22 protein-coding genes and 1 riboswitch are annotated in these 18,787 nt (G+C 67.9%); of the genes, 2 read left to right on the forward strand and 20 right to left on the reverse strand.

The window, feature by feature from the left end; genetic code table 11:
* The first annotated feature begins 6 nt into the window (after window positions 1-6).
* Window positions 7-648: a TIGR03085 family metal-binding protein gene (locus V3G39_12400; GenBank protein ID XAS75456.1), complete on the forward strand. Its 642-nt coding sequence runs from the start codon at window positions 7-9 to the stop codon at window positions 646-648.
* Between the two features lie 78 nt (window positions 649-726).
* On the opposite strand, the gene hisF is transcribed toward V3G39_12400, so the two are convergent.
* Window positions 727-1,482 carry an imidazole glycerol phosphate synthase subunit HisF gene (hisF, locus tag V3G39_12405; protein XAS75457.1) on the reverse strand — a complete coding sequence of 252 codons (756 nt, stop codon included), beginning with the start codon at window positions 1,480-1,482 and terminating at the stop codon, window positions 727-729.
* Between the two features lie 62 nt (window positions 1,483-1,544).
* On the opposite strand from hisF, the gene V3G39_12410 reads away from it, so the two are divergent.
* On the forward strand, window positions 1,545-2,159 hold the full coding sequence (locus V3G39_12410; protein ID XAS75458.1) for a hypothetical protein: 615 nt from the start codon (window positions 1,545-1,547) through the stop codon (window positions 2,157-2,159).
* Between the two features lie 39 nt (window positions 2,160-2,198).
* Here V3G39_12410 and V3G39_12415 read toward each other — a convergent pair whose 3' ends face one another.
* The 19 genes from V3G39_12415 to mihF all read right to left on the reverse strand — a co-directional run bounded on the left by V3G39_12415 (window position 2,199) and on the right by mihF (window position 18,710).
* The gene (locus V3G39_12415; protein ID XAS78235.1) at window positions 2,199-2,660 is read right to left on the reverse strand and encodes a PH domain-containing protein; all 462 of its coding nucleotides are present in this window, start codon (window positions 2,658-2,660) and stop codon (window positions 2,199-2,201) included.
* Window positions 2,657-3,502: an ATP phosphoribosyltransferase gene (gene hisG, locus V3G39_12420; protein ID XAS75459.1), complete on the reverse strand. Its 846-nt coding sequence runs from the start codon at window positions 3,500-3,502 to the stop codon at window positions 2,657-2,659. The genes V3G39_12415 and hisG overlap by 4 nt, the downstream gene beginning before the upstream one ends.
* A gap of 75 nt (window positions 3,503-3,577) precedes the next feature.
* Window positions 3,578-3,841: a phosphoribosyl-ATP diphosphatase gene (locus V3G39_12425; protein ID XAS75460.1), complete on the reverse strand. Its 264-nt coding sequence runs from the start codon at window positions 3,839-3,841 to the stop codon at window positions 3,578-3,580.
* 11 nt (window positions 3,842-3,852) lie between these two features.
* Window positions 3,853-4,347 (reverse strand): 6,7-dimethyl-8-ribityllumazine synthase, encoded by a 495-nt coding sequence (gene ribH, locus V3G39_12430; protein XAS75461.1) that lies wholly within the window; start codon window positions 4,345-4,347, stop codon window positions 3,853-3,855.
* Entirely contained in the window at window positions 4,344-5,597 is a 1,254-nt protein-coding gene (gene ribA, locus V3G39_12435) for a GTP cyclohydrolase II (GenBank protein XAS75462.1), read from the reverse strand. Before ribA ends, ribH begins: the two co-directional genes overlap by 4 nt.
* Window position 5,598: 1 nt before the next feature.
* A complete protein-coding gene (locus V3G39_12440) occupies window positions 5,599-6,300 on the reverse strand; it encodes a nicotinamide mononucleotide transporter family protein (protein XAS75463.1) in 702 nt (233 codons plus the stop codon).
* Window positions 6,297-6,929 carry a riboflavin synthase gene (locus V3G39_12445; GenBank protein ID XAS75464.1) on the reverse strand — a complete coding sequence of 211 codons (633 nt, stop codon included), beginning with the start codon at window positions 6,927-6,929 and terminating at the stop codon, window positions 6,297-6,299. Before V3G39_12445 ends, V3G39_12440 begins: the two co-directional genes overlap by 4 nt.
* On the reverse strand, window positions 6,929-7,990 hold the full coding sequence (gene ribD, locus V3G39_12450) for a bifunctional diaminohydroxyphosphoribosylaminopyrimidine deaminase/5-amino-6-(5-phosphoribosylamino)uracil reductase RibD (GenBank protein ID XAS75465.1): 1,062 nt from the start codon (window positions 7,988-7,990) through the stop codon (window positions 6,929-6,931). Before ribD ends, V3G39_12445 begins: the two co-directional genes overlap by 1 nt.
* A 128-nt stretch (window positions 7,991-8,118) precedes the next feature.
* A riboswitch (FMN riboswitch) is annotated at window positions 8,119-8,255 on the reverse strand.
* Window positions 8,256-8,265: 10 nt separating this feature from the next.
* Entirely contained in the window at window positions 8,266-8,937 is a 672-nt protein-coding gene (rpe, locus tag V3G39_12455; protein XAS75466.1) for a ribulose-phosphate 3-epimerase, read from the reverse strand.
* 16 nt (window positions 8,938-8,953) lie between these two features.
* Complete coding sequence (locus tag V3G39_12460) at window positions 8,954-10,528, reverse strand: transcription antitermination factor NusB (protein ID XAS78236.1); 1,575 nt, start codon at window positions 10,526-10,528, stop codon at window positions 8,954-8,956.
* Window positions 10,529-10,530: 2 nt separating this feature from the next.
* Window positions 10,531-11,463, reverse strand: coding sequence for a methionyl-tRNA formyltransferase (fmt, locus tag V3G39_12465; GenBank protein ID XAS75467.1), 933 nt, complete (start codon window positions 11,461-11,463; stop codon window positions 10,531-10,533).
* Window positions 11,463-12,008, reverse strand: a complete 546-nt coding sequence (def, locus tag V3G39_12470; GenBank protein XAS75468.1) for a peptide deformylase — start codon at window positions 12,006-12,008, stop codon at window positions 11,463-11,465. The genes fmt and def overlap by 1 nt, the downstream gene beginning before the upstream one ends.
* Before the next feature lies 1 nt (window position 12,009).
* A complete protein-coding gene (locus V3G39_12475; protein ID XAS75469.1) occupies window positions 12,010-12,738 on the reverse strand; it encodes an HAD family phosphatase in 729 nt (242 codons plus the stop codon).
* A 37-nt stretch (window positions 12,739-12,775) separates the two neighbouring features.
* Window positions 12,776-14,812 (reverse strand): primosome assembly protein PriA, encoded by a 2,037-nt coding sequence (locus V3G39_12480; protein XAS75470.1) that lies wholly within the window; start codon window positions 14,810-14,812, stop codon window positions 12,776-12,778.
* A gap of 40 nt (window positions 14,813-14,852) precedes the next feature.
* A complete protein-coding gene (gene metK, locus V3G39_12485; GenBank protein XAS75471.1) occupies window positions 14,853-16,073 on the reverse strand; it encodes a methionine adenosyltransferase in 1,221 nt (406 codons plus the stop codon).
* Between the two features lie 140 nt (window positions 16,074-16,213).
* Window positions 16,214-17,458, reverse strand: coding sequence for a bifunctional phosphopantothenoylcysteine decarboxylase/phosphopantothenate--cysteine ligase CoaBC (gene coaBC / locus V3G39_12490; protein ID XAS75472.1), 1,245 nt, complete (start codon window positions 17,456-17,458; stop codon window positions 16,214-16,216).
* Between the two features lie 24 nt (window positions 17,459-17,482).
* A complete protein-coding gene (rpoZ, locus tag V3G39_12495) occupies window positions 17,483-17,746 on the reverse strand; it encodes a DNA-directed RNA polymerase subunit omega (GenBank protein ID XAS75473.1) in 264 nt (87 codons plus the stop codon).
* A gap of 85 nt (window positions 17,747-17,831) precedes the next feature.
* A complete protein-coding gene (gmk, locus tag V3G39_12500) occupies window positions 17,832-18,392 on the reverse strand; it encodes a guanylate kinase (GenBank protein ID XAS75474.1) in 561 nt (186 codons plus the stop codon).
* A 3-nt stretch (window positions 18,393-18,395) separates the two neighbouring features.
* Window positions 18,396-18,710 (reverse strand): integration host factor, actinobacterial type, encoded by a 315-nt coding sequence (mihF, locus tag V3G39_12505; protein XAS75475.1) that lies wholly within the window; start codon window positions 18,708-18,710, stop codon window positions 18,396-18,398.
* Window positions 18,711-18,787: the final 77 nt, after the last annotated feature.

The raw sequence follows: 18,787 nt of genomic DNA on the forward strand, positions 1-18,787 counted from the left end.
GGACGCATGCAGAACATCGCCCAGCAGGAACGTGCCGCCCTCGTATCGACCATGCTCGCCATCGGACCGGATGCTCCGACGCTGTGTGGGGACTGGCTCACCCGCGATCTCGCAGCGCACCTGGTGCTGCGTGAACGTCGCCCGGACGCTGCCCTGGGCGCGGTACTTCCCGCACTGGCGGGCCGGACCGCACGCATTCAGAAGGGGATGGCCGAGGGCGACTGGAACGCTCTGCTGGAGCAGATCCGCACCGGCCCGCCGCGCTGGCACCCTGCCGCGATCGCCAAGATCGACGACGCCACCAATACCGGCGAGTTCTTCGTGCACCACGAGGATGTGCTGCGTGGGGCACCCGGGTGGGAACGTCGCGTTCCGTCCCCACAGTTGTCGAAGGCCCTCTGGTCGGCACTGCCGCAGATCGGCCGGTTGGCGTTGCGCACCGTCCGCGTGGGAGTGGTCGCGAATTCCCCCGGCGTCGGCCGTCGTTCGCTGAAGAAGCCCAAGGACGGTCACGGCAGCGTCGTGCTGACCGGTGAGCCGGGCGAGATCTTCCTGTCGATCTTCGGTCGCGACACCGTCGCCCAGGTCGAGTTCGAAGGATCGGACGCCGACGTGGCGGCCTACCAGGGCGCGTCGCGCGGCGTGTGACCAGAGTCGTAGGAGTTGTGTGAACGGGTGCGCTCCATAGAGCGCACCCGTTCACACAACTTTCAGGGATCTCGCGGTCTAGCGGACGGGGTATCCCGCTTCGCTCAGGGCTGCCTTGACGTCGGCAATGGTGAACTGGCCGAAGTGGAAGACCGAGGCCGCCAGCACCGCATCCGCACCGGCGCGCACCGCGTCCACGAAGTGCCCGGGACATCCAGCACCACCGCTCGCAATCAGCGGGACCGTCACTTCTGCGCGCACTGCAGCAATGAGCTCCAGGTCGAATCCGTCCCTGGTGCCGTCGGTGTCCATCGAGTTCAACAGGATTTCCCCGGCCCCGAGCCGGGCAGCCTCGGCGCACCACTGGACGGCCTCGATCCCTGCCGACTGTCGACCGCCATGTGTGGTGACCTCGAAGTGTCCGTCGGGAGCGCGACGCACATCGGCGGACAGGACCAGCACCTGGGCACCGAAGCGGTCCGCGATCTCGGCGATGACCTGCGGGCGGGCAATGGCTCCGGTATTGATGCCGACCTTGTCGGCGCCGCTGCGCAGCAGCCGGTCCACGTCGTCGACGCCGCGCACTCCGCCGCCGACCGTCAAGGGGATGAACACCTGCTCGGCGGTCCGGCCCACCACGTCGTAGGTCGTCGCGCGGTCGCCGGAACTCGCGGTGACGTCCAGGAAGGTCAGCTCGTCGGCTCCCTGTGCGTCGTACCGGCGGGCCAGTTCGACCGGGTCGCCGGCGTCGCGCAGGTTCTCGAAGTTGACGCCCTTGACGACCCGTCCGGCGTCGACGTCGAGGCACGGGATGACCCGGATCGCGACGCTCAAGACGAGGCCTTCGGCAGGGCTGCACGCAGGAATGTCACGGGTAGCAGCCTACGGTGAGCCCCATGGACACCCCGACCGACGATCACGCGCTGGGCCCGGACCAGTCGTCGTTGGCCGGCGCCAACGCCGTCGCCGCGTGGGCGCGATCCGCCTGCGAAATGGTGGAGCAGGAGGATGTGGTCCGGCCCGTTGTCATTGCCATCGACGGACCCGCCTGCGCCGGCAAGACAAGCCTGGCGGCGTTGACCGCCGAACTGCTCGACGACGCGCCCGTCGTCGCGATGGACGATCTGTACCCCGGCTGGGACGGCTTGGCCGACGGTGTACGGCTGGTCGCGGACAAGGTGCTCGGGCCGATGTCACATGGCGAACGGGCGTGGTACGAGCGGTACGACTGGGTTGCGCAGGCCGGCGCGGAGACGGTGATCGTGCGCAGACACCGGTACCTGGTCGTCGAAGGGGTCGGATCGAGCGCCGGGCCGGCGTCGCCGTACGCAGATGTGCGGGTATGGGTAGACGCACCTGTCGACGTCCGCCGCGAGCGCGCCGACGCGCGCACGGCCGGCACCCAGGGTGGTTTCGACGGTCACTGGCAACACTGGGCCGACCAGGAGGCTGTCCTTTTCGCAGCTGACGGCACGATGGAACACGCCCACCTGCGCATCGACACCGCGTGAGCCCACTGCCGTCAGCGAGCTCGGTTCAGTCGTTGCGACTCAGCTGCGTTCGACGGTGGAGTGCACCTGGACGAGCGCGGCCATTCGGCCGGCCTCGGCGTCGGCGCGCTCACCGTCCGAGCGCTGGATGGCCATCACAGCGAGATGCTCGGTGTCATCCAGCTCCAGGACCAGCCACGGGGTGCCACCGCCGAATTGCACATTGACCACCTCGGTCCAGGCCACGGTGCGCGTTGACATCAGGTTGCGTACCTGCACACCTTCCGTGGTGGGCACCGCCCGGACCTGCGCGTACCGCATGAGGATCAACGCGACCACCACCCCGAAGAGAACCAGCATGGTCGAGTCGGCGCCGGCCCAGCCGCTCACCCCGCCACGCGGCACGGTGAAGGCCACCAGCGTGAACACCACCACACACGCGACCGCCGAAACGACCGCGACGATCCGCGAACGGTGTGGGCGGAAGACGTCGTACGGTGTCCCGGTGCCTGCGCCGCTCATAGCCGGCACGCCGCAATCTCGGTCACCAGGATGGCGCGGGCACCGAGCTCGTACAGCTCGTCCATCACGGTGTTGGTCACCTTCCGCGGCACCATCACCCGTACCGCGACGTACTGGTCATCGCGCAACGGGGACACCGTCGGACTCTCCAACCCCGGGGTGACCGCGCAGGCCTGCTCCACGAGTTCGCGCCGGATGTCGTAGTCGACCATGACATACCGCTGCGCAGTCAGCACGCCCTGCAGGCGGCGCACGAAGACGGACAACATCGGGTTGGACTCGGCATCCGCGCGCTGCACGAGCACGGCCTCGCTCTGCAGGATCGGCTCGCCGAAGACCTCCAGACCCGCGTTGCGCAGGGTGGACCCGGTCTCGACCACGTCCGCGATCACATCGGCCACGCCGAGCGTCACGGCCGTCTCCACCGCGCCGTCCAGGCGTACGACGCTTGCCTGGACCCCGTGCCGGGCCAGGTCGGCGCGCACCAACCCCGGAAAGCTCGTGGCAACGCGCCGACCGTGCAATTGCGAGACGTGATCGGGTCCGCCCGGCAACCCCGCGTACCGGAAGGTCGATGCACCGAAACCGAGCGCCAGACATTCGGTGGCGGAACTGGCCGAATCCAGCAGTAGGTCGCGACCGGTCAGCCCGACATCCAGGGTGCCCTGCCCGACGTAGACGGCGATGTCACGGGGGCGCAGGAAGAACAGTTCGACATCGTTGTCGGGGTCGAGGATGACCAGTTCCTTGGCATCACGCCGTCCGCGGTATCCGGCCTCCCGCAGGATGGCCGCGGCAGGTTCGGCCAACGCACCCTTGTTGGGCATCGCGACTCTGAGCATCGGTGGTCCTTCGTGAGGTTGTCAGCGTGGGGTTTGTCGGCGTGGGGGTTGTCGGCGTGGGGTTGTCCGGCTATTTCACAGGTGGGCGTAGACGTCGTCCAGGCTGATCCCGCGCTCCAGCATCAGTACCTGCAGGTGGTACAGCAGTTGGCTGATCTCCTCCGCAGTCGCGGTGTTGCCCTCGTATTCGGCCGCCATCCACACTTCGGCGGCCTCCTCCACGATCTTCTTGCCGATGCCGTGCACACCACTGTCCAGTTCGGCGATGGTGCCCGAATCGGCGGGGCGGACCCGTGCTTTCTCGGACAGCTCAGCCCAGAGGCTCTCGAACGTCTTCACAGCAGACCAGATTACGTGGCGGTGCGCGCGGGCCTGGATACCGCCCGCAGAGTGACGGCGGTCGCGACCGCGGCGGTTGCCGCCTCATGACCCTTGTCCTCGATGGATTCCGGCAGCCCGGCGCGATCCAGCGCCTGCTGCTCGTCGTCACAGGTGAGCAGCCCGAACCCGATCGGAACACCGGTGCTCGCACCGACCTGGGTGAGTCCCAGGGCGGCCGCCTGACACACATAGTCGAAGTGCGGGGTACCCCCGCGGATGACGACGCCGAGGGCGACCAGAGCGTCGTAGGACGGCGCGAGTCGCGCACACGCCACGGTCAGCTCGAAGCTGCCGGGAACCCGGATCAGGTCGATATCGCCATGGCTCACTCCCGCGTCGGCCAGACCGCGGAAAGCACCGTCCACCAGCCCGTCCATGATCCGGGTGTGCCAGGACGCGGCGATGACCGCCACCCGTAATCCACGGGCATCGACGTGCAGAGTGGGGGCGCCGGGTCCGCTCATGTCAGGACTCCTTCAGTGCTCGTGGTGGGCGGGGTATGGCCGAGGCGTTCGCGTTTGGTACGCAGGTACCGCTCGTTCTCCGGGGTGCGACCCACGTGCAGCGGTACCGAGGCGACCACCTCGATGCCCAGCTCGGCCAACGCAGCTGCCTTACGAGGGTTGTTGGTGAGCAACCGGACGCGCTGCACTCCCAGGTCCTGCAGGATCGCCGCGGCCGCATCGTATTCGCGGGCGTCGACGGGCAGACCGAGTTCGGTTTGCGCATCGACCGTGTCGAAACCATTGTCCTGCAGCGCGTATGCACGTAACTTGTCGATCAGACCCACTCCGCGACCCTCGTGCCCACGCAGATAGATCACCACACCACCGTCGCGGGCCACGGCCTGCATCGAGGCCTGCAGCTGGGGTCCGCAGTCGCAGCGCCGCGAACCGAAGACGTCGCCGGTGAGGCACTCGGAATGGACCCGTACTAGGACCGCTGCCTGGTGGTCGCTGTCCTCGAGCGCTTCTTCGTCGCTGCCCATCCCGGCGGGACTGACCAACGCCAGATGGTCCGCGCCGGTGACGAGATCCGCATACGCCGTGACCGCAAAGACCCCGTGCTCCGTGGGGAGCACGCTGTGCGCACGCGCCGACACCCGGTCACGGGATCTGCGCCATGCCACCAGGTCCGCGATCGTGATGACCGTCAGACCGGTACGCCCGGCAAGAGCCATACCGTCCGCGAGGCGCATCATCGAACCGTCATCGTGCACCAACTCCACGATCATCCCGACGGGGGGCAACCCGGCCAACCGGCACAGATCCACCGCCGCCTCGGTGTGACCGGCGCGGGTCAGCACACCCCCGGACCGGGCCCGTAGCGGGAACACGTGGCCCGGTCGTGTCAGGTCGGTCGCCAGGGCACCGGGGTCGGCGAGCGCACGCAGAGTTGCCGTGCGGTCCGCAGCACTGATGCCGGTGGTGACCGAGCCGGCCGCGTCCACCGAGACGGTGTAGGCAGTCCCTTTGGGGTCCTGGTTGTCCGCCACCATCGCCGGTAGCGCCAGCCGGTCGGCGATCTCACCCGGCAGTGGCGCACAGATGACGCCCGAGCCGTGCCGGATCGCCCACCCCATCCACTGTTCGGTGACCAGCGACCCGGCCATCACCAGGTCGACCTCGTTCTCCCGGTCGGCGTCGTCGGCGACCAGCACCGGACGCCCGAGGGCAAGCTGCGCGAGGGCCTCGTCGATGGTTGCCAGTGGCATCTCAGATACTCCCGGTCGGTTCGAGCACCAGTGCGTCGCGCCCGCTACTGCGCGAGACCTTCAGCCAGACGAAGAAGCCCCAGATCACAAAGCCTGCATAGACGGCGTACAGCACGGCGGAGGGGTAGTACTGGAACTTGATCAGCTCCGGCACCCCGACCAGGTCGACCGCCAGCCACATCAACCAGAAGTCGTTCCAACCGCGCGCCATCGCGAAGGTCGCCATCATCGATCCGACGAAGATCCACGAGTCGGCCCAGTAGTACCACCAGGGCGCGGGGAAGCCGGCCCCGATCATGGTGAAGATCCACCAGCACAGCACGACACCGGCGGCCCAGGCCACGACGTACGCCGCGCGTTCGACTGCGGTCGCCCAGCGCGGGTCCACCGCTGGGGCATCTGCGGTCCTGGTGCGTCGGGTCTGCCGCCAGGCCCACCAGCCGTAGACCGACGTCAGGATGAAGAACACCTGTCGGCCGGCCTGCCCGAAGAGCACCTGACCGCCGTGTCCGGTGAATCCCACCGCGAAGAACACGGTGAGCAGCAGCGCGTTACCGAGGATCCCGACCGGCCATGCCCAGATCTTGCGCCGCATCCCACCGAGTGCCGAACCGATGCCGAACAGGTTGCCGACGATCTCCCGCCAGGTGATCTGGTGTCCCCCGATGGTGATGTACGCGTCGTAGATGTCGACGATGCTCATCTGTTGTCTGCTTCCGTGGCGCCCGTGTCGCAGCTGTTCGGCCCGAGGTGCAGGAGCCGCTCGGCGTACTTGGCCAGCACATCCACCTCGAGGTTGACGCGTTCGCCGAGTGCGCGCGCCCCCAGGGTCGTCAGGTCCAAGGTGGTGGGGATGAGCGAGACGGTGAAATTGGTCGCGCTGACCGATGCGACCGTGAGCGAGACCCCGTCCACGGTGATCGAACCCTTCTCGACCACGTACCTCGCCAGCGCGGCGGGCAGTTCGATGCGGATCACCGTCCACCGCTCGCCCGGTTCGCGGCCCAGGACGGCGGCAGTGCCATCGACATGGCCCTGCACGATGTGGCCGCCGAAACGGCCGTCGACGGGCATGGCCCGTTCCAGATTGACCGGGTCGCCCGGCGCTACCGCTGCCAGGCTGGAGCGACGCAACGTCTCGGCCATCACATCGACGGTAAAACTGTGGGCGTCGTGTTCGACGACGGTCAGACAGACCCCGTTGACGCAGATCGACGCGCCATGTCGGGCATCCGACAGCACGACGTCCCCTGCGATGCGCAACACGGCCGAATCCTTGCCGTGCTCGATCGACTCCAACGAGCCGAGTTCCTCCACGATGCCGGTGAACATCAGGTCTCCTCCTGTGGGATGTCGCTGGTCGGGATGTCGCTGGTCGGGATAGCACTGCACCCGGGGCGCATTTTCAGTCGAACGTCGTTGCCGATGCGGGTGACGTCATGCAGTTGGAATGATGCTGCGCCGCCGATGCTCTCGATGCCGAGTGGGCCTACGGCGGGGTGCCCGTCGCCGAGCAGCATCGGCGCGAGGTAACACACCACCTCGTCCACCAGGCCCGCCGTCAGGAATGCCGCACCCAGTGTCGGGCCGCCCTCCAGGAGCACGTGCCGAATCTGACGACGGTGCAGCTCGGCGAGTACCGCGCCGGGATCATGGCGCCGCAGCTGAATTGTCGGCGCGGAATCATCGAGCACCCGAGCGGCGTCGGGCACCGCTCGCCCGCCCACGACGACACGCAACGGCATCAGGTCAGGGGTCGTCGGCGTGCGCACCGTCAGTTGCGGGTCATCGGCCAGAACGGTGCCGGTGCCGACGACGATCGCCCCGACGCCGGCTCGCAGCAGATGGACGTCGGCGCGGGCAGTCGGGCCGGTGATCCACTGGCTGCTCCCGTCCACAGCAGCGCTTCGACCATCCAGCGTCGCGGCGAACTTCCAGGTGAGGAAAGGTCGCCCGTGGGTCACCGCGAAGGTCCAGTACTCGTTCAGCATGCTGGCTTCGCCGGCCAGGACGCCTGCCTCGACGCGTACACCGGCCCGCTCGAGCGCCGCTCCGCCACCGCGCGCCGCGGGGTTGGGGTCGGACTGGGCGAACACCACCCGCGCCACGCCTGCGTCGATCAGGGCCTGCGCGCAGGGCCCGGTGCGGCCGGTGTGCGCGCAGGGCTCCAGTGAGACGTACGCCGTGCTGCCGCACGCCCGGTCCCCGGCGGCCTCGAGCGCCGCGACCTCGGCATGGGGTGAGCCGGCACCCCGGTGCCACCCGCTGCCGACAATGTCCCCGGACGCCACCAGAACGCAGCCGACGCGTGGATTCGGGTCGACTTCCGGACCACGGCCTGCCAGGTCCAGGGCATCCCTGATGAAGCGCTCATCGGTGGATCGGGTGTCCATCTCGCTCCTGATAGCCGGCCGGTCGGGCACGGGCTCCGGGAGATGGCGCGCCAAGTGGGAGCGGTCCGAGAGACCCTTCAGGGGTCACCCGTAACCGCGACGAGACGTCGCCGACCCGCCTGAGCGAGTCACGTGCTGCCTACCATCCGGACTTTCACCGTCGGTCCCGGAGTTCCACCAGGTCAACCGATCCACTGGGAAAAGCTGGACCGGGTCGCGGACTGTCACCGCCGGTTCGGAATTACACCGACCCCGGAGCACGTTCGGTTCAAATGCTACCGCAGCATCAGGTCGGTACCGCCGGTGAGCGCCATCTCGCGCAGGCGGTGGATAGCGTCGGCTGCGCTGTCGGCACCGTAGACCGCCGAACCGGCAACGAAGACGTCCGCACCTGCCTCGGCACACTGACCGATGGTCTCCAGCGATACGCCGCCGTCGACCTGCACCCAGATCTCACCACCGCGCCGGCGCACGGCCTCCCGCACCGCACGCACCTTCGTCAGCTGATCGACCATGAAGGACTGGCCACCGAATCCGGGCTCCACGGTCATCACCAGCACCATGTCGAGCTCATCGAGCAGTTCCTCATAGGGCTCGAAACGCGTGCCCGGCTTGATCGCCATACTCGCCCGAGCCCCGGCCGACCGGATCGCGCGTGCCAGTCTCACCGGGTCCGAGGCGGCCTCGATGTGAAATGTCACGCTGCCCGCGCCGGCTTCTGCATAGTCCGGCGCCCAACGATCCGGGTCCTCGATCATCAGATGGCAGTCCAGCGGGATGGGGCTCACCTTCGCCAATGCTTCGACGACCGCAGCCCCCAGTGTCAGGTTCGGTACGAAATGCCCGTCCATCACATCTACATGCGCCCAGTCGGCCGTTTCGATGCGGGCGAGCTCGCTCTGCAGGTTGGCGAAATCGGCGGACAGGATGCTCGGTGAGATCTGCACGAGGTACTCCTTGTTCTCAGCTGGTCAGGCGGGGCGGGTCGGCCTTACGCAGCAAGGCGAAATACATGGCATCCGTGCCGTGGATGTGCGGCCACAGCTGCACGTCAGGCCCGTTGCCCAGGTCAGGGATCGGGGCGCCGGCGGCGTCGCGGAAGAGCGGCCGGGCATCTTCCAGCACCACAGCGTTGTCTGCAACTACTGAGGCGACCAGTTGGGAGGTCTCGGCGAGATGCGGGCTGCAGGTGGAATACCCCACCACGCCGCCCGGCCGGGTCGCGGCAATAGCTGACTCGAGCAATTCGCGTTGCAGAACGACCAGGGGCGCCACATCCGAAGGTGTCCGTCGCCAGCGCGCCTCCGGTCGACGCCGTAGCGCACCCAGGCCGGTACACGGCACATCGGCAAGGACCCGCTCGTAGGTGTCCGGTTCCTCCTTCCCCAGATCACGTCCGTCACCGGTGCCGATCATTACCTCGATACCGGCCTCCAGCGTCGCGCGCAGCGACTGCCGGACCAGCGTGGTGCGGTGCTCGCTGACCTCGTTCGCGAAGACGGTGGCGCCCTGCTCGGCCGCGAGGTTCGCCAGCAACGCAGTCTTTCCGCCCGGCCCGGCGCACAGATCCAGCCATTCCTCATGCGTCCGCAATGTCACCAGATCCGGCTGCGCCAGTGCCAGCGTGAGCAGCTGTGAACCTTCATCCTGCACGGCGGCCCGCATCCGCCGGACAGCCTCGATCGACGCAGGATCGCCACCGTCCAGCACTGCGCCGACCCGGGACAGACGTGAGGGTTTGGCTCCCGCGTCCACCAGCTCCTGCACGCTCGCCAGACCGGGCCGGGCCACCAGCGACACCAGCGGCGCGGCGTTGTCGGCCCGCAGCAACGCGAGCAGCTGCTCTTCGATATCCGCTTCGGTCGCAGTGCCGCGCTCCAACAGTGCGGCCCGCATCGCGCGTACCGCCCAGAGCGGATGGGAGTGCTCGACGGACAGCCGTTCCAACGGCCCTTCGCCGGTGGTCACCTCGGTAATCCAGTCCTCGCGGGTGCGCTCACTGACCCGACGCAGGACGGCGTTGACGAAACCGGCGGCCCCGGCACCGTTGACCTCGCGGGCGAGGGCCACGGTCTCGGAGGCGGCGGCATGCGCGGGGACCCGCATGCCCAGCAGCTGATGCACGCCCAACCGCAACGTGTCCAACACCGGCGGGTCGATCTTTGCGACGGGCCGACCGGCGGCGCGTTCGATGATCGGGTCGTAGAGTCCGCGCATCCGGATCGCGCCGTAGGTCAACTCGGTCGCGAAGCCGGCATCCCGGCCGTGCAGGTCGTGCTCGCGCAGCAGTTTCGGCAGGATCAGGTTCGCGTAGGCACCCTCAGCGACATCACGGGTCACCTGCCAGGCGACGAACCGTGCAGGGTCCCCCGACCGGCGACGATCGGAAGGACGTTGGGTCGATCGGCCACCACGGCGGCCTGCACCCGGCCCGCCGTTGTCCTGCCGGTCGTCGTCGCTGCGCCGCCGCACCGCGGGGCGCTGCCTGCCGCGCGCATCGCGGTAGCCGTCGTCACTCTTGTTGTCGTCGCCCTGCATGCTCACCCGAAGACCTCGCCCTGCTCGATCCGTGATCCACGCGCCCAGTCGGCGGCGGCCATCGCCTTCCTGCCCTGGGGCTGAACCGATCCCAGGAGCACCCGCCCCGCACCGGTCTGCACCTGCACCCCGCTCTTCTCAACGGTCAGGACCCCCGGTGTACCGCCGCCCTGCTGATCGACGTCCACCATCGTGACGGGGCCCAGCTTGAGGCGCTGATCGCGAAAGAGCGTCCACGCGCCCGGCGACGGGGTAACACCACGTACCCGTCGGTCGACGGCGAACGCCGGCTCATGCCATCGCACCCGGGCGTCCTCGACGCTGATCTTCGGAGCGAGTGAGACTCCTTCGCCGGGTTGTGCCGTGGGTGTCAGTTCACCCTGCGCCAACGCGTCCAACGTGGCGACCAGCAGGCCGCCGCCACCCTCGGCCAGCCGGTCCAGCAGCGCGCCGCTGGTGTCGTGATCGGAGATGGTCTGCGTCATGGTGCCGAGGATCGGCCCGGTATCCATACCCTCATCGAGCAGGAAGGTCGTCGCTCCGGTGACCTGGTCACCATGCATGATCGCGTGCTGTACCGGCGCGGCACCGCGCCAGGCCGGCAGCAGCGAGAAGTGCAGGTTGACCCACCCGATCCGCGGGATCTGCAGCACCGACCCAGGAATCAGAGCGCCGTAGGCCACGACGGGACAGACGTCGGGGGCCAGCTGCGTCAGTTGCTCGCGGAAGTCTGCATCCCGTGGGCGGTCCGGCATCAGTACCGGTATGCCGAGTTCGTCAGCGACGGCACCGACGGGTGAACGCCGCACCGAACGACCCCGCCCGGCAGGTGCATCCGGTCGCGTGACCACGGCGATGACCTCGTGCGCGGAGCCGAGCACAGCGCGCAGCGCGGGCACCGCCACCGCTGGCGTGCCGGCGAAGACCACGCGCATCAGAGCGCTCGCCCGTAGGTCGCGTGCGGGCTGTCGCGCACGATCGGACCGGGTAGCCCCGCCCATTCAGCACTGCGGATGGCTTTCAGCGCGGCGCGCCGCGCCGGCCCGTCCAGCCGATCCACGAAGAGGATGCCGTCCAGGTGGTCGGTCTCGTGCTGCATACAGCGCGCCAGCATGTCGCTGCCCTCGACCGTGACCGGTTCGCCGTGCATGTCGAAGCCGGTCGCGACCGCGCGCAGCGACCGGGTGGTGTCGAACACCATGTCGGGGATCGACAGGCACCCCTCGGGGCCGCACTGCAACTGCGTGGACAGCGCCAGTTGGGGGTTGACGATGTGTCCCAGCTGACTGTCAACGTAATAGGTGAAGACCCGCAGCCCGACACCGATCTGGGGGGCCGCCAAACCTGCCCCCGGCGCGTGCATCATTGTCTCGGTGAGGTCGGCGACCAGTGTCTGCAATTCGCGGTCGAAGACGGTCACAACGGCTGCGGGTGTCCGCAACACCGGATCGCCGTACAACCGGATCGGGGTTACCGACATGTCAGAACTCCTGCCCGAACGGGTTGCTGACCGGCAGAGCGCGCAGCAGCAGATCAGTGCGTAGATCCTCGGCACCGGTGTAGTGGATGGCATCCATCCCGGCGCGCACGGCAGCCTGCACGTTGTCCAACCGGTCGTCGATGAACACGGTTTCATCCAGGGGGCCCAGGTGCTCGATGCGTTCGGCGAGGATCTCGAAGATCTCCGGGTCCGGTTTGGCGACGCCCTCCTCCCCGGAGACCACGATGTCCTCGAAGAGGTGCAGAAAATCAAAGTGTTCGCGGGCAACCGGGAAGAGCTCATGGGACCAGTTGGTCAGCCCGAAGAGTGGCACGCCTGCATCGGCCAATTCACGGAGGACAGCCACGGTCGGTTCGATGGGGCCGATCATCGACGCGGCGAAGTTGGCGCGGTAGGCCAGGATCTCCGCGCGGTAGTGCGGATGCGTGTTGACGGCCTGTGCTTCGCCGTCGGCCCACTCACGCCCGGCGTCCTGCAGGGCATTCCAACTGTAGAAGTCGAAAGACTCATCGGCGAGGAAAGCCGACGCCCGTGGTTCACCGACACCGGCGCTGATCGCCGCGCGAGCGTCCCAGTCGATCAGCACGTTGCCGAGGTCGAAGACGACCGCAACGACTGGTGAGGGTGCGACATCGGGGCTCGCTGGGCTTACGGGTCGCACTGCTGCGGGCAGGGCGGATCCGCCGGACTCCGGAAGGTTCGAACTCATGGTGACGCAAGCCTAACCGCGTGCGGCAGTGGCCGGATCAGAGCAGATCGCCCGCCGGGTCGACGTGCACACTCACGCTGCCGGGATCCTTTCGTGCACTGCGGACGGCTCGAGCGGCATGCAGGGCCGCCGCTGCCTGCGGCCCCTGACTCAGCGGCACGCGCAGCAGGAGCCGCTCACGCGGTTCGCGGTCCCGCCCGATGTGCACCAGAGGACCGATGCGCTCCACACCGACACCGTCAGCTGCGCCACCACCAGCGCCACCAGCGCCACCCACGAGCTCGTCGAGTGCCGCAACGGCGGCGGCGTCCCCGGTCAGACCGGCCATCCACACCGTCGGCGGTAGGGCCAACTCGGCACGTTCGGTGAGTTCGCGCTCCGCCAACCAGGCGGGCGCCCATCGAACCAGCGCTTGCACGACCGGCAGCGGATCTGCATCAGGGATCCCGCACAGGACCACCACGCCGTGGTCATCGCGTGATCGCGTGAGGGCAGCGGCTGTACACCAGCGGCGCAACGCCTCCTGACCGGCAGACAGGACGGGCCGGTCGATCAGTGCCCAGCCATCCAGCAGCAAGGTCGCACAGTATCCGCCGTCCGCTACCGGCTCGGCGCCCGGCGTGGCAATCACCAGCGCGGGACCCTCGCCCACCCTGTCGATGACGTCGGTGGCGCTGGATCGCAGGACCGGGACCCCTGGAAAGGCCCGGCCCAGTTCCTCCGCAGTTCGCGTCGCTCCGATCACGACCGCGCGGAGTCGATGCGAATGACAGTTCGGGCAATCGAACGGATCGGCTGCGACACCGCACCAGCGGCATTGCGCAGGACGTCCCGGACCCGGCAGCGCGAGAGGCCCGTGACAGCGGGAGCACCTCGCCGGGTCCCGGCACATCTCGCACCGTAGCGACGGGAGGTATCCCCGGAACGGCACCTGCACCAGAACCGGACCACGCGTCAGGGCTTCGTGGGCGAAGCGCCAGGCTTCGGTCGGCAGATGCGCCCGAGCGGCGGCGCCGGAGCGTTCGACCTCTCGTTCGCCACCTGCGACCACCACTGCGGGCAGCTCGCCGCGACGGGTCACCGCCTGGACGGAGACCACCGCGCCATGGGCAACCCACTGCTGCATGACGACCGACCGGGTGAATCCCCCCGAGAGCAGCGCTGCACCGGTCTGTTCGGCTCGCAGACGCAGCACCTCGCGTACCTGCGGGTAGGGCGCCCGCAGGTCGGTCAGCAGATCGTCACCGTCGTCCCACCAGGCGACCAGACCGAGGTCGACCACGGGCGCGAAGGCCGCCGCCCGGGTGCCGACCACGCACCTGACATGGCCCCGCAGCAGTTTGAGATAAGCGGTGTAGCGGGCCTGCGGGCCCTGGTCAGCGGTGAGTCGGACGTGGCGACCGGCGCCGAGCAGTTCGGTGAGCGCGGCATCGACCCGGTCGACGTCGCGGTGGTCGGGAACGATCAGAACTGCAGATCGTCCACCCTGCAGGGTGGCGCGTGCTGCGGCCGCGAACGCTGCAGGCCAGTCCTGTTGCGGATCGGTGGTCGGAGCGGCCAGCCAGGATGCGGCCGGCCCCTCACCCGCAGCCAGCCGGCGCAGGAATGCCGGTCCTGCGGGATACCGGTCCCACGCGGTAGGTCCCTCGCCAGCGGGCTGCGTCGCCTGTGCTTCTCCTGCTTGCCCTGCTTCCGCTGCCCGTGCGTCGAGGGCCTTCTCGGCCCCGGCATGTCGAGCGGGCACGGCGAGGCGCACGACATCGCTGAAGGTACCCGCGTAGCGGTCCGCCACCGCACGGCACAGCCGGGCCAGCGGTGGGGTGAGGACGGGCTCGGGCGACACCACCTTGCGGATCGCGGTCAGCTTGCCGAGATGTTCGGCCTGTGCCGTGCGATCCAGTACGAACCCGGAGACGTCCTTGCCGGCGAAGCGGACCTTGACCCGCACGCCGGGCTGCGCGACGAGGTCCAGCTCGGCCGGAACGGCGTATTCGAAGGGCCGGTCCAGATGCGCGAGCCCGATATCGACCGCGACCAGCGCGACCGGGCGGGTTACCTCGGTTGTCGGCATCATCTGGTCAGTTATACGCGCGACCTGCGACACGACCAGCTGCCTACGTACGGACGGCCTTCTGCAGCGCCTCGACGCGGTCGGTGCGCTCCCAGGTGAAAGCGTTCTGCACACCCGGGGCACTCGTGCGGCCGAAGTGACCGTAGGCGGCCGTCGGCTGGTAGATCGGGCGTAGCAGATCCAGTTCGGCGACGATCGCGGCGGGCCGCAGGTCGAAGACCTGCGAGATTGCCCGCTGGATGTTCTCCAGCGGCACGGTTTCGGTACCGAACGTCTCCACGTAGAGCCCGACCGGCTGGGCCTTGCCGATCGCATAGGCGACCTGCACCTCGCAACGCGTCGCGAGGCCGGCCGCGACGACGTTCTTGGCAACCCACCGCATGGCATACGCCGCGGATCGGTCGACCTTGGAGGGGTCCTTACCCGAGAACGCGCCACCACCGTGGCGGGCCATTCCGCCGTAGGTGTCCACGATGATCTTGCGGCCCGTCAGACCGGCATCACCCATCGGTCCACCGATGATGAACTGGCCGGTGGGGTTGATCAGCTTGCGGTAGGAGGAGGTGTCCAGCGGGTTACCCGCTGCTGCCAGCTCTTCCAGGACCGGGCGGATGACGTGCTCGTCGATGTCCGGCGCGAGCATCCCGTCCAGCGAGATGTCCTCGGCGTGCTGGGTGGACAACACGACGGTGTCCAGCGCGACTGCCCGTTCGCCCTCGTAGGAGATGGTGACTTGCGTCTTGCCGTCCGGGCGAAGATAGGGCAGCGTTCCGTCCTTGCGCACCGCCGTGAGCCGCTCGGACAACCGGTGCGCCACGAAGATCGGCAGCGGCATCAACTCTGCCGTGTCGTCGCACGCGTACCCGAACATCAGGCCCTGGTCGCCGGCGCCCTGGCTGTCGAGCGCGTCGGTGCCACCTTCTGCGCGGTGCTCGTGGGCCGAGTCGACACCCTGGGCGATGTCCGAGCTCTGGGTGCCGATCGAGATCGAGACGCCGCAGGTGTGCCCGTCGAAGCCCTTCAGCGACGAGTCGTACCCGACCCGCACGATGGTGTCCCGCACCAGTTGCGCGATCGGCACGTAGCTGTTCGTGGTGACCTCACCTGCCACGTGCACCAGACCGGTGGTGACCATGGTCTCCACGGCAACCCGCGAACGAGGGTCCTCCGCGAGCATCGCGTCCAGGATCGCATCGCTGATCTGATCGCAGATCTTGTCCGGGTGACCTTCGGTCACCGATTCGGAGGTGAACAGACGAACCACTACAGCTTCTCCTCGTGTCGCATCATCTGGGCGCTTACGGTGTTGTACTCAAGATGCACCTCGGCATCCTCGAGCGTTGCTCGACGGGTCCCGAGATGTGGCGGAGCCGACAGACATCTCCCGCTGGCCGCCCGCCGAGTCTAATCAACAGCGCGTAACTGCAGGACCGCGTCCCAGATGCCGTCGGCGATCGTGAGCTTGTCGCTGCGGCCCAGCGTCTGTGCTGCGCGGCCACCCGGGGTCATGAGGTGCACCGTGGAATCGTCCTGACCGAAGGTCACACCCTCGCCGACCTCGTTGGCTACCAGCAGGTCGACCGGCTTGCGCGCGAGTTTGGCACGTGCATGGTCCAGGACCGAGCCGTCGTCATCGCCGGTCTCGGCTGCGAATCCCACCAGGAACGGGGTGCGCTCGGCTGCCCGACCGACCAGAAGTTCGGCCAGGATGTCCGGGTTACGCACCAACCGCACCGTCGGGACCTCATCGGGTGCCGCGGGATCGAAGGACTTCTTGATCTTCGCGGCACTGACACTCTCGGGACGGAAGTCGGCCACCGCAGCAGCCATCACGATCACGTCGGCGGTCTGAGCCAGTACCGCCGCGCGCAGCTGCAGCGCAGATTCGACGCTGACCAGGCGGCATCCGTGCGGTGTCGGAAGCGACGCGGTGGAGATGAGCGTGACCTGAGCGCCGCGTCGGACCGCGGCCTGCGCGAGCGCATATCCCTGTTTGCCCGATGACCTGTTGCCCAGGTAGCGGACCGGGTCCAGCGCTTCCCGCGTCCCACCGGCTGTGACCACGACCGATATTCCGGCCATATCGCCACCTCCGATGTCTTCGATGACCCGGGTATCACCGCAGCTGGACAGGTGGGGCGCACAGAACGCAGCGATGTCCGCAGGTTCGGGCAGCCTGCCCGGCCCGGAGTCGGCGCCGGTCAATCGGCCCACCGCGGGATCCATGACCTGGACACCTCGTTCGCGAAGCGTTGCCACATTCGCGACGGTGGCCGGGTGCAGCCACATCTCGGTATGCATGGCCGGGGCCATCACGACCGGGCAGCGCGCCGTGAGCAGGACATTGGTCAACAGATCGTCAGCGAGACCGTGCGCCGCCCTCGCGAGTAGATCCGCGGTTGCGGGGGCCACGACGACCAGGTCCGCATGCTGACCCAGGCGTACATGCGGGACCTTGTGTACCTCGGTCCATACATCGGTGACAACAGGTTTGCCGGACAGGGCCGCCCAGGTAGGAGCACCGATGAACTTCAGGGCCGCAGCAGTAGGGACAACCGTGACGTCATGTCCACCCTTAACGAATAGGCGCAACAACGAGCACGCCTTGTACGCAGCGATCCCACCGGTCACCCCCAGGACGATGCGCATGGTCTTACCGGATACCGACGCGGGTCAGGCCTCGACCTTTTCGATGTCGAGTTTGCCCTGGTTCAACTCGCGTAGCGCGATCGACAACGGCTTGTCGTTCACGCCGCTCTCGACCAGCGGGCCGGCGTACTCCAGCAGACCTTCGGACAGCTGGGAGTAGTAGGCATTGATCTGACGGGCCCGCTTCGAGCCGTAGATGACCAACGCGTACTTGGAGTCGGCGACACTGAGCAGGTCGTCGATGGGCGGGTCGGTGATGCCTTCGGGGGCTGCCTGGGTGCCTGACACGGGTGTCTCTTTTCGTTGCAGTGCTGAAGTTGAAACGGTGCCGTGCCGCTGACGCGGTCAGGGACGGACACGTGAATGGCCCAGTTTACCGCCGTCGCATCAGTTCCATCAATTCGACGACTTCGCCCGAAGCGCGCTCGACGTCGTCGTTGACAACGACCGTGTCGAACTCGTCCGCTGCAGCGAGCTCGATCCGTGCAGTGGCAAGACGCCGCTCGCGCTCAGCCCCGGTCTCGGTTCCTCTGCCCACCAGACGCCGCACCAGCTCCTGCCACGACGGCGGTGCGAGGAAGACGAAGTGGGCATCCGGAAGCTGCACGCGTACCTGCCGGGCGCCCTGCAGATCTATCTCCAGCAGTGGTAGCCGCCCGTCCGCGATGGCCTGGCGCAGCGGCTCTCGCGGGGTGCCGTAACTCGCGCGACCGTGCACAACGGCGTATTCCAGCAACTCATCCTGCTCGACGAGCTCGTCGAAGCGGTCCTGCCCGATGAAGTGGTAATGCACTCCGTCGATCTCGCCCGGGCGTGGGATGCGGGTCGTCACGGACACCGAGAGCCAGACCTGCGGGAAGTGATCGCGAATATAGGCCGAAACGGTGCCCTTGCCGACCGCGGTCGGCCCGGCAAGTACGAACAGTTGCGGCACCCCTCAGGCCTCGAACCGCTCCAGCAGGGCGGCGGCCTGGTGGACCCCGAGCCCACGCACCCGTCGGCCGCTCGAGATGCCGATATCGAGCATTATCTGAGCTGCTTTGATACGACCCACTCCGGGCATCGACTCCAGCAACGCCGACACCCTCATCTTGCCGATGACCTCGGAGGTCTTTCCCGCCTCGACGACGTCGCGCAGCGATCCCTGCGCATTCTTCAGGCGGTTCTTGATCTGGGCACGTTCGCGGCGAGCGTCTGCCGCCTTCTCCAGCGCCTGGGCTCGTTGCTCGGGCGTCAGTTGGGGAAGGGCCACCGGGATGCTCCTGCTTCGTGGAATGAGGTCGGGTCGAGCTGCCGAACAAGTGCCGGTAGCTAGTGGGACAACCTATC

The sequence above is a fragment of the Dermatophilaceae bacterium Sec6.4 genome (assembly GCA_039636865.1).
Classification (GTDB): domain Bacteria; phylum Actinomycetota; class Actinomycetes; order Actinomycetales; family Dermatophilaceae; genus Allobranchiibius.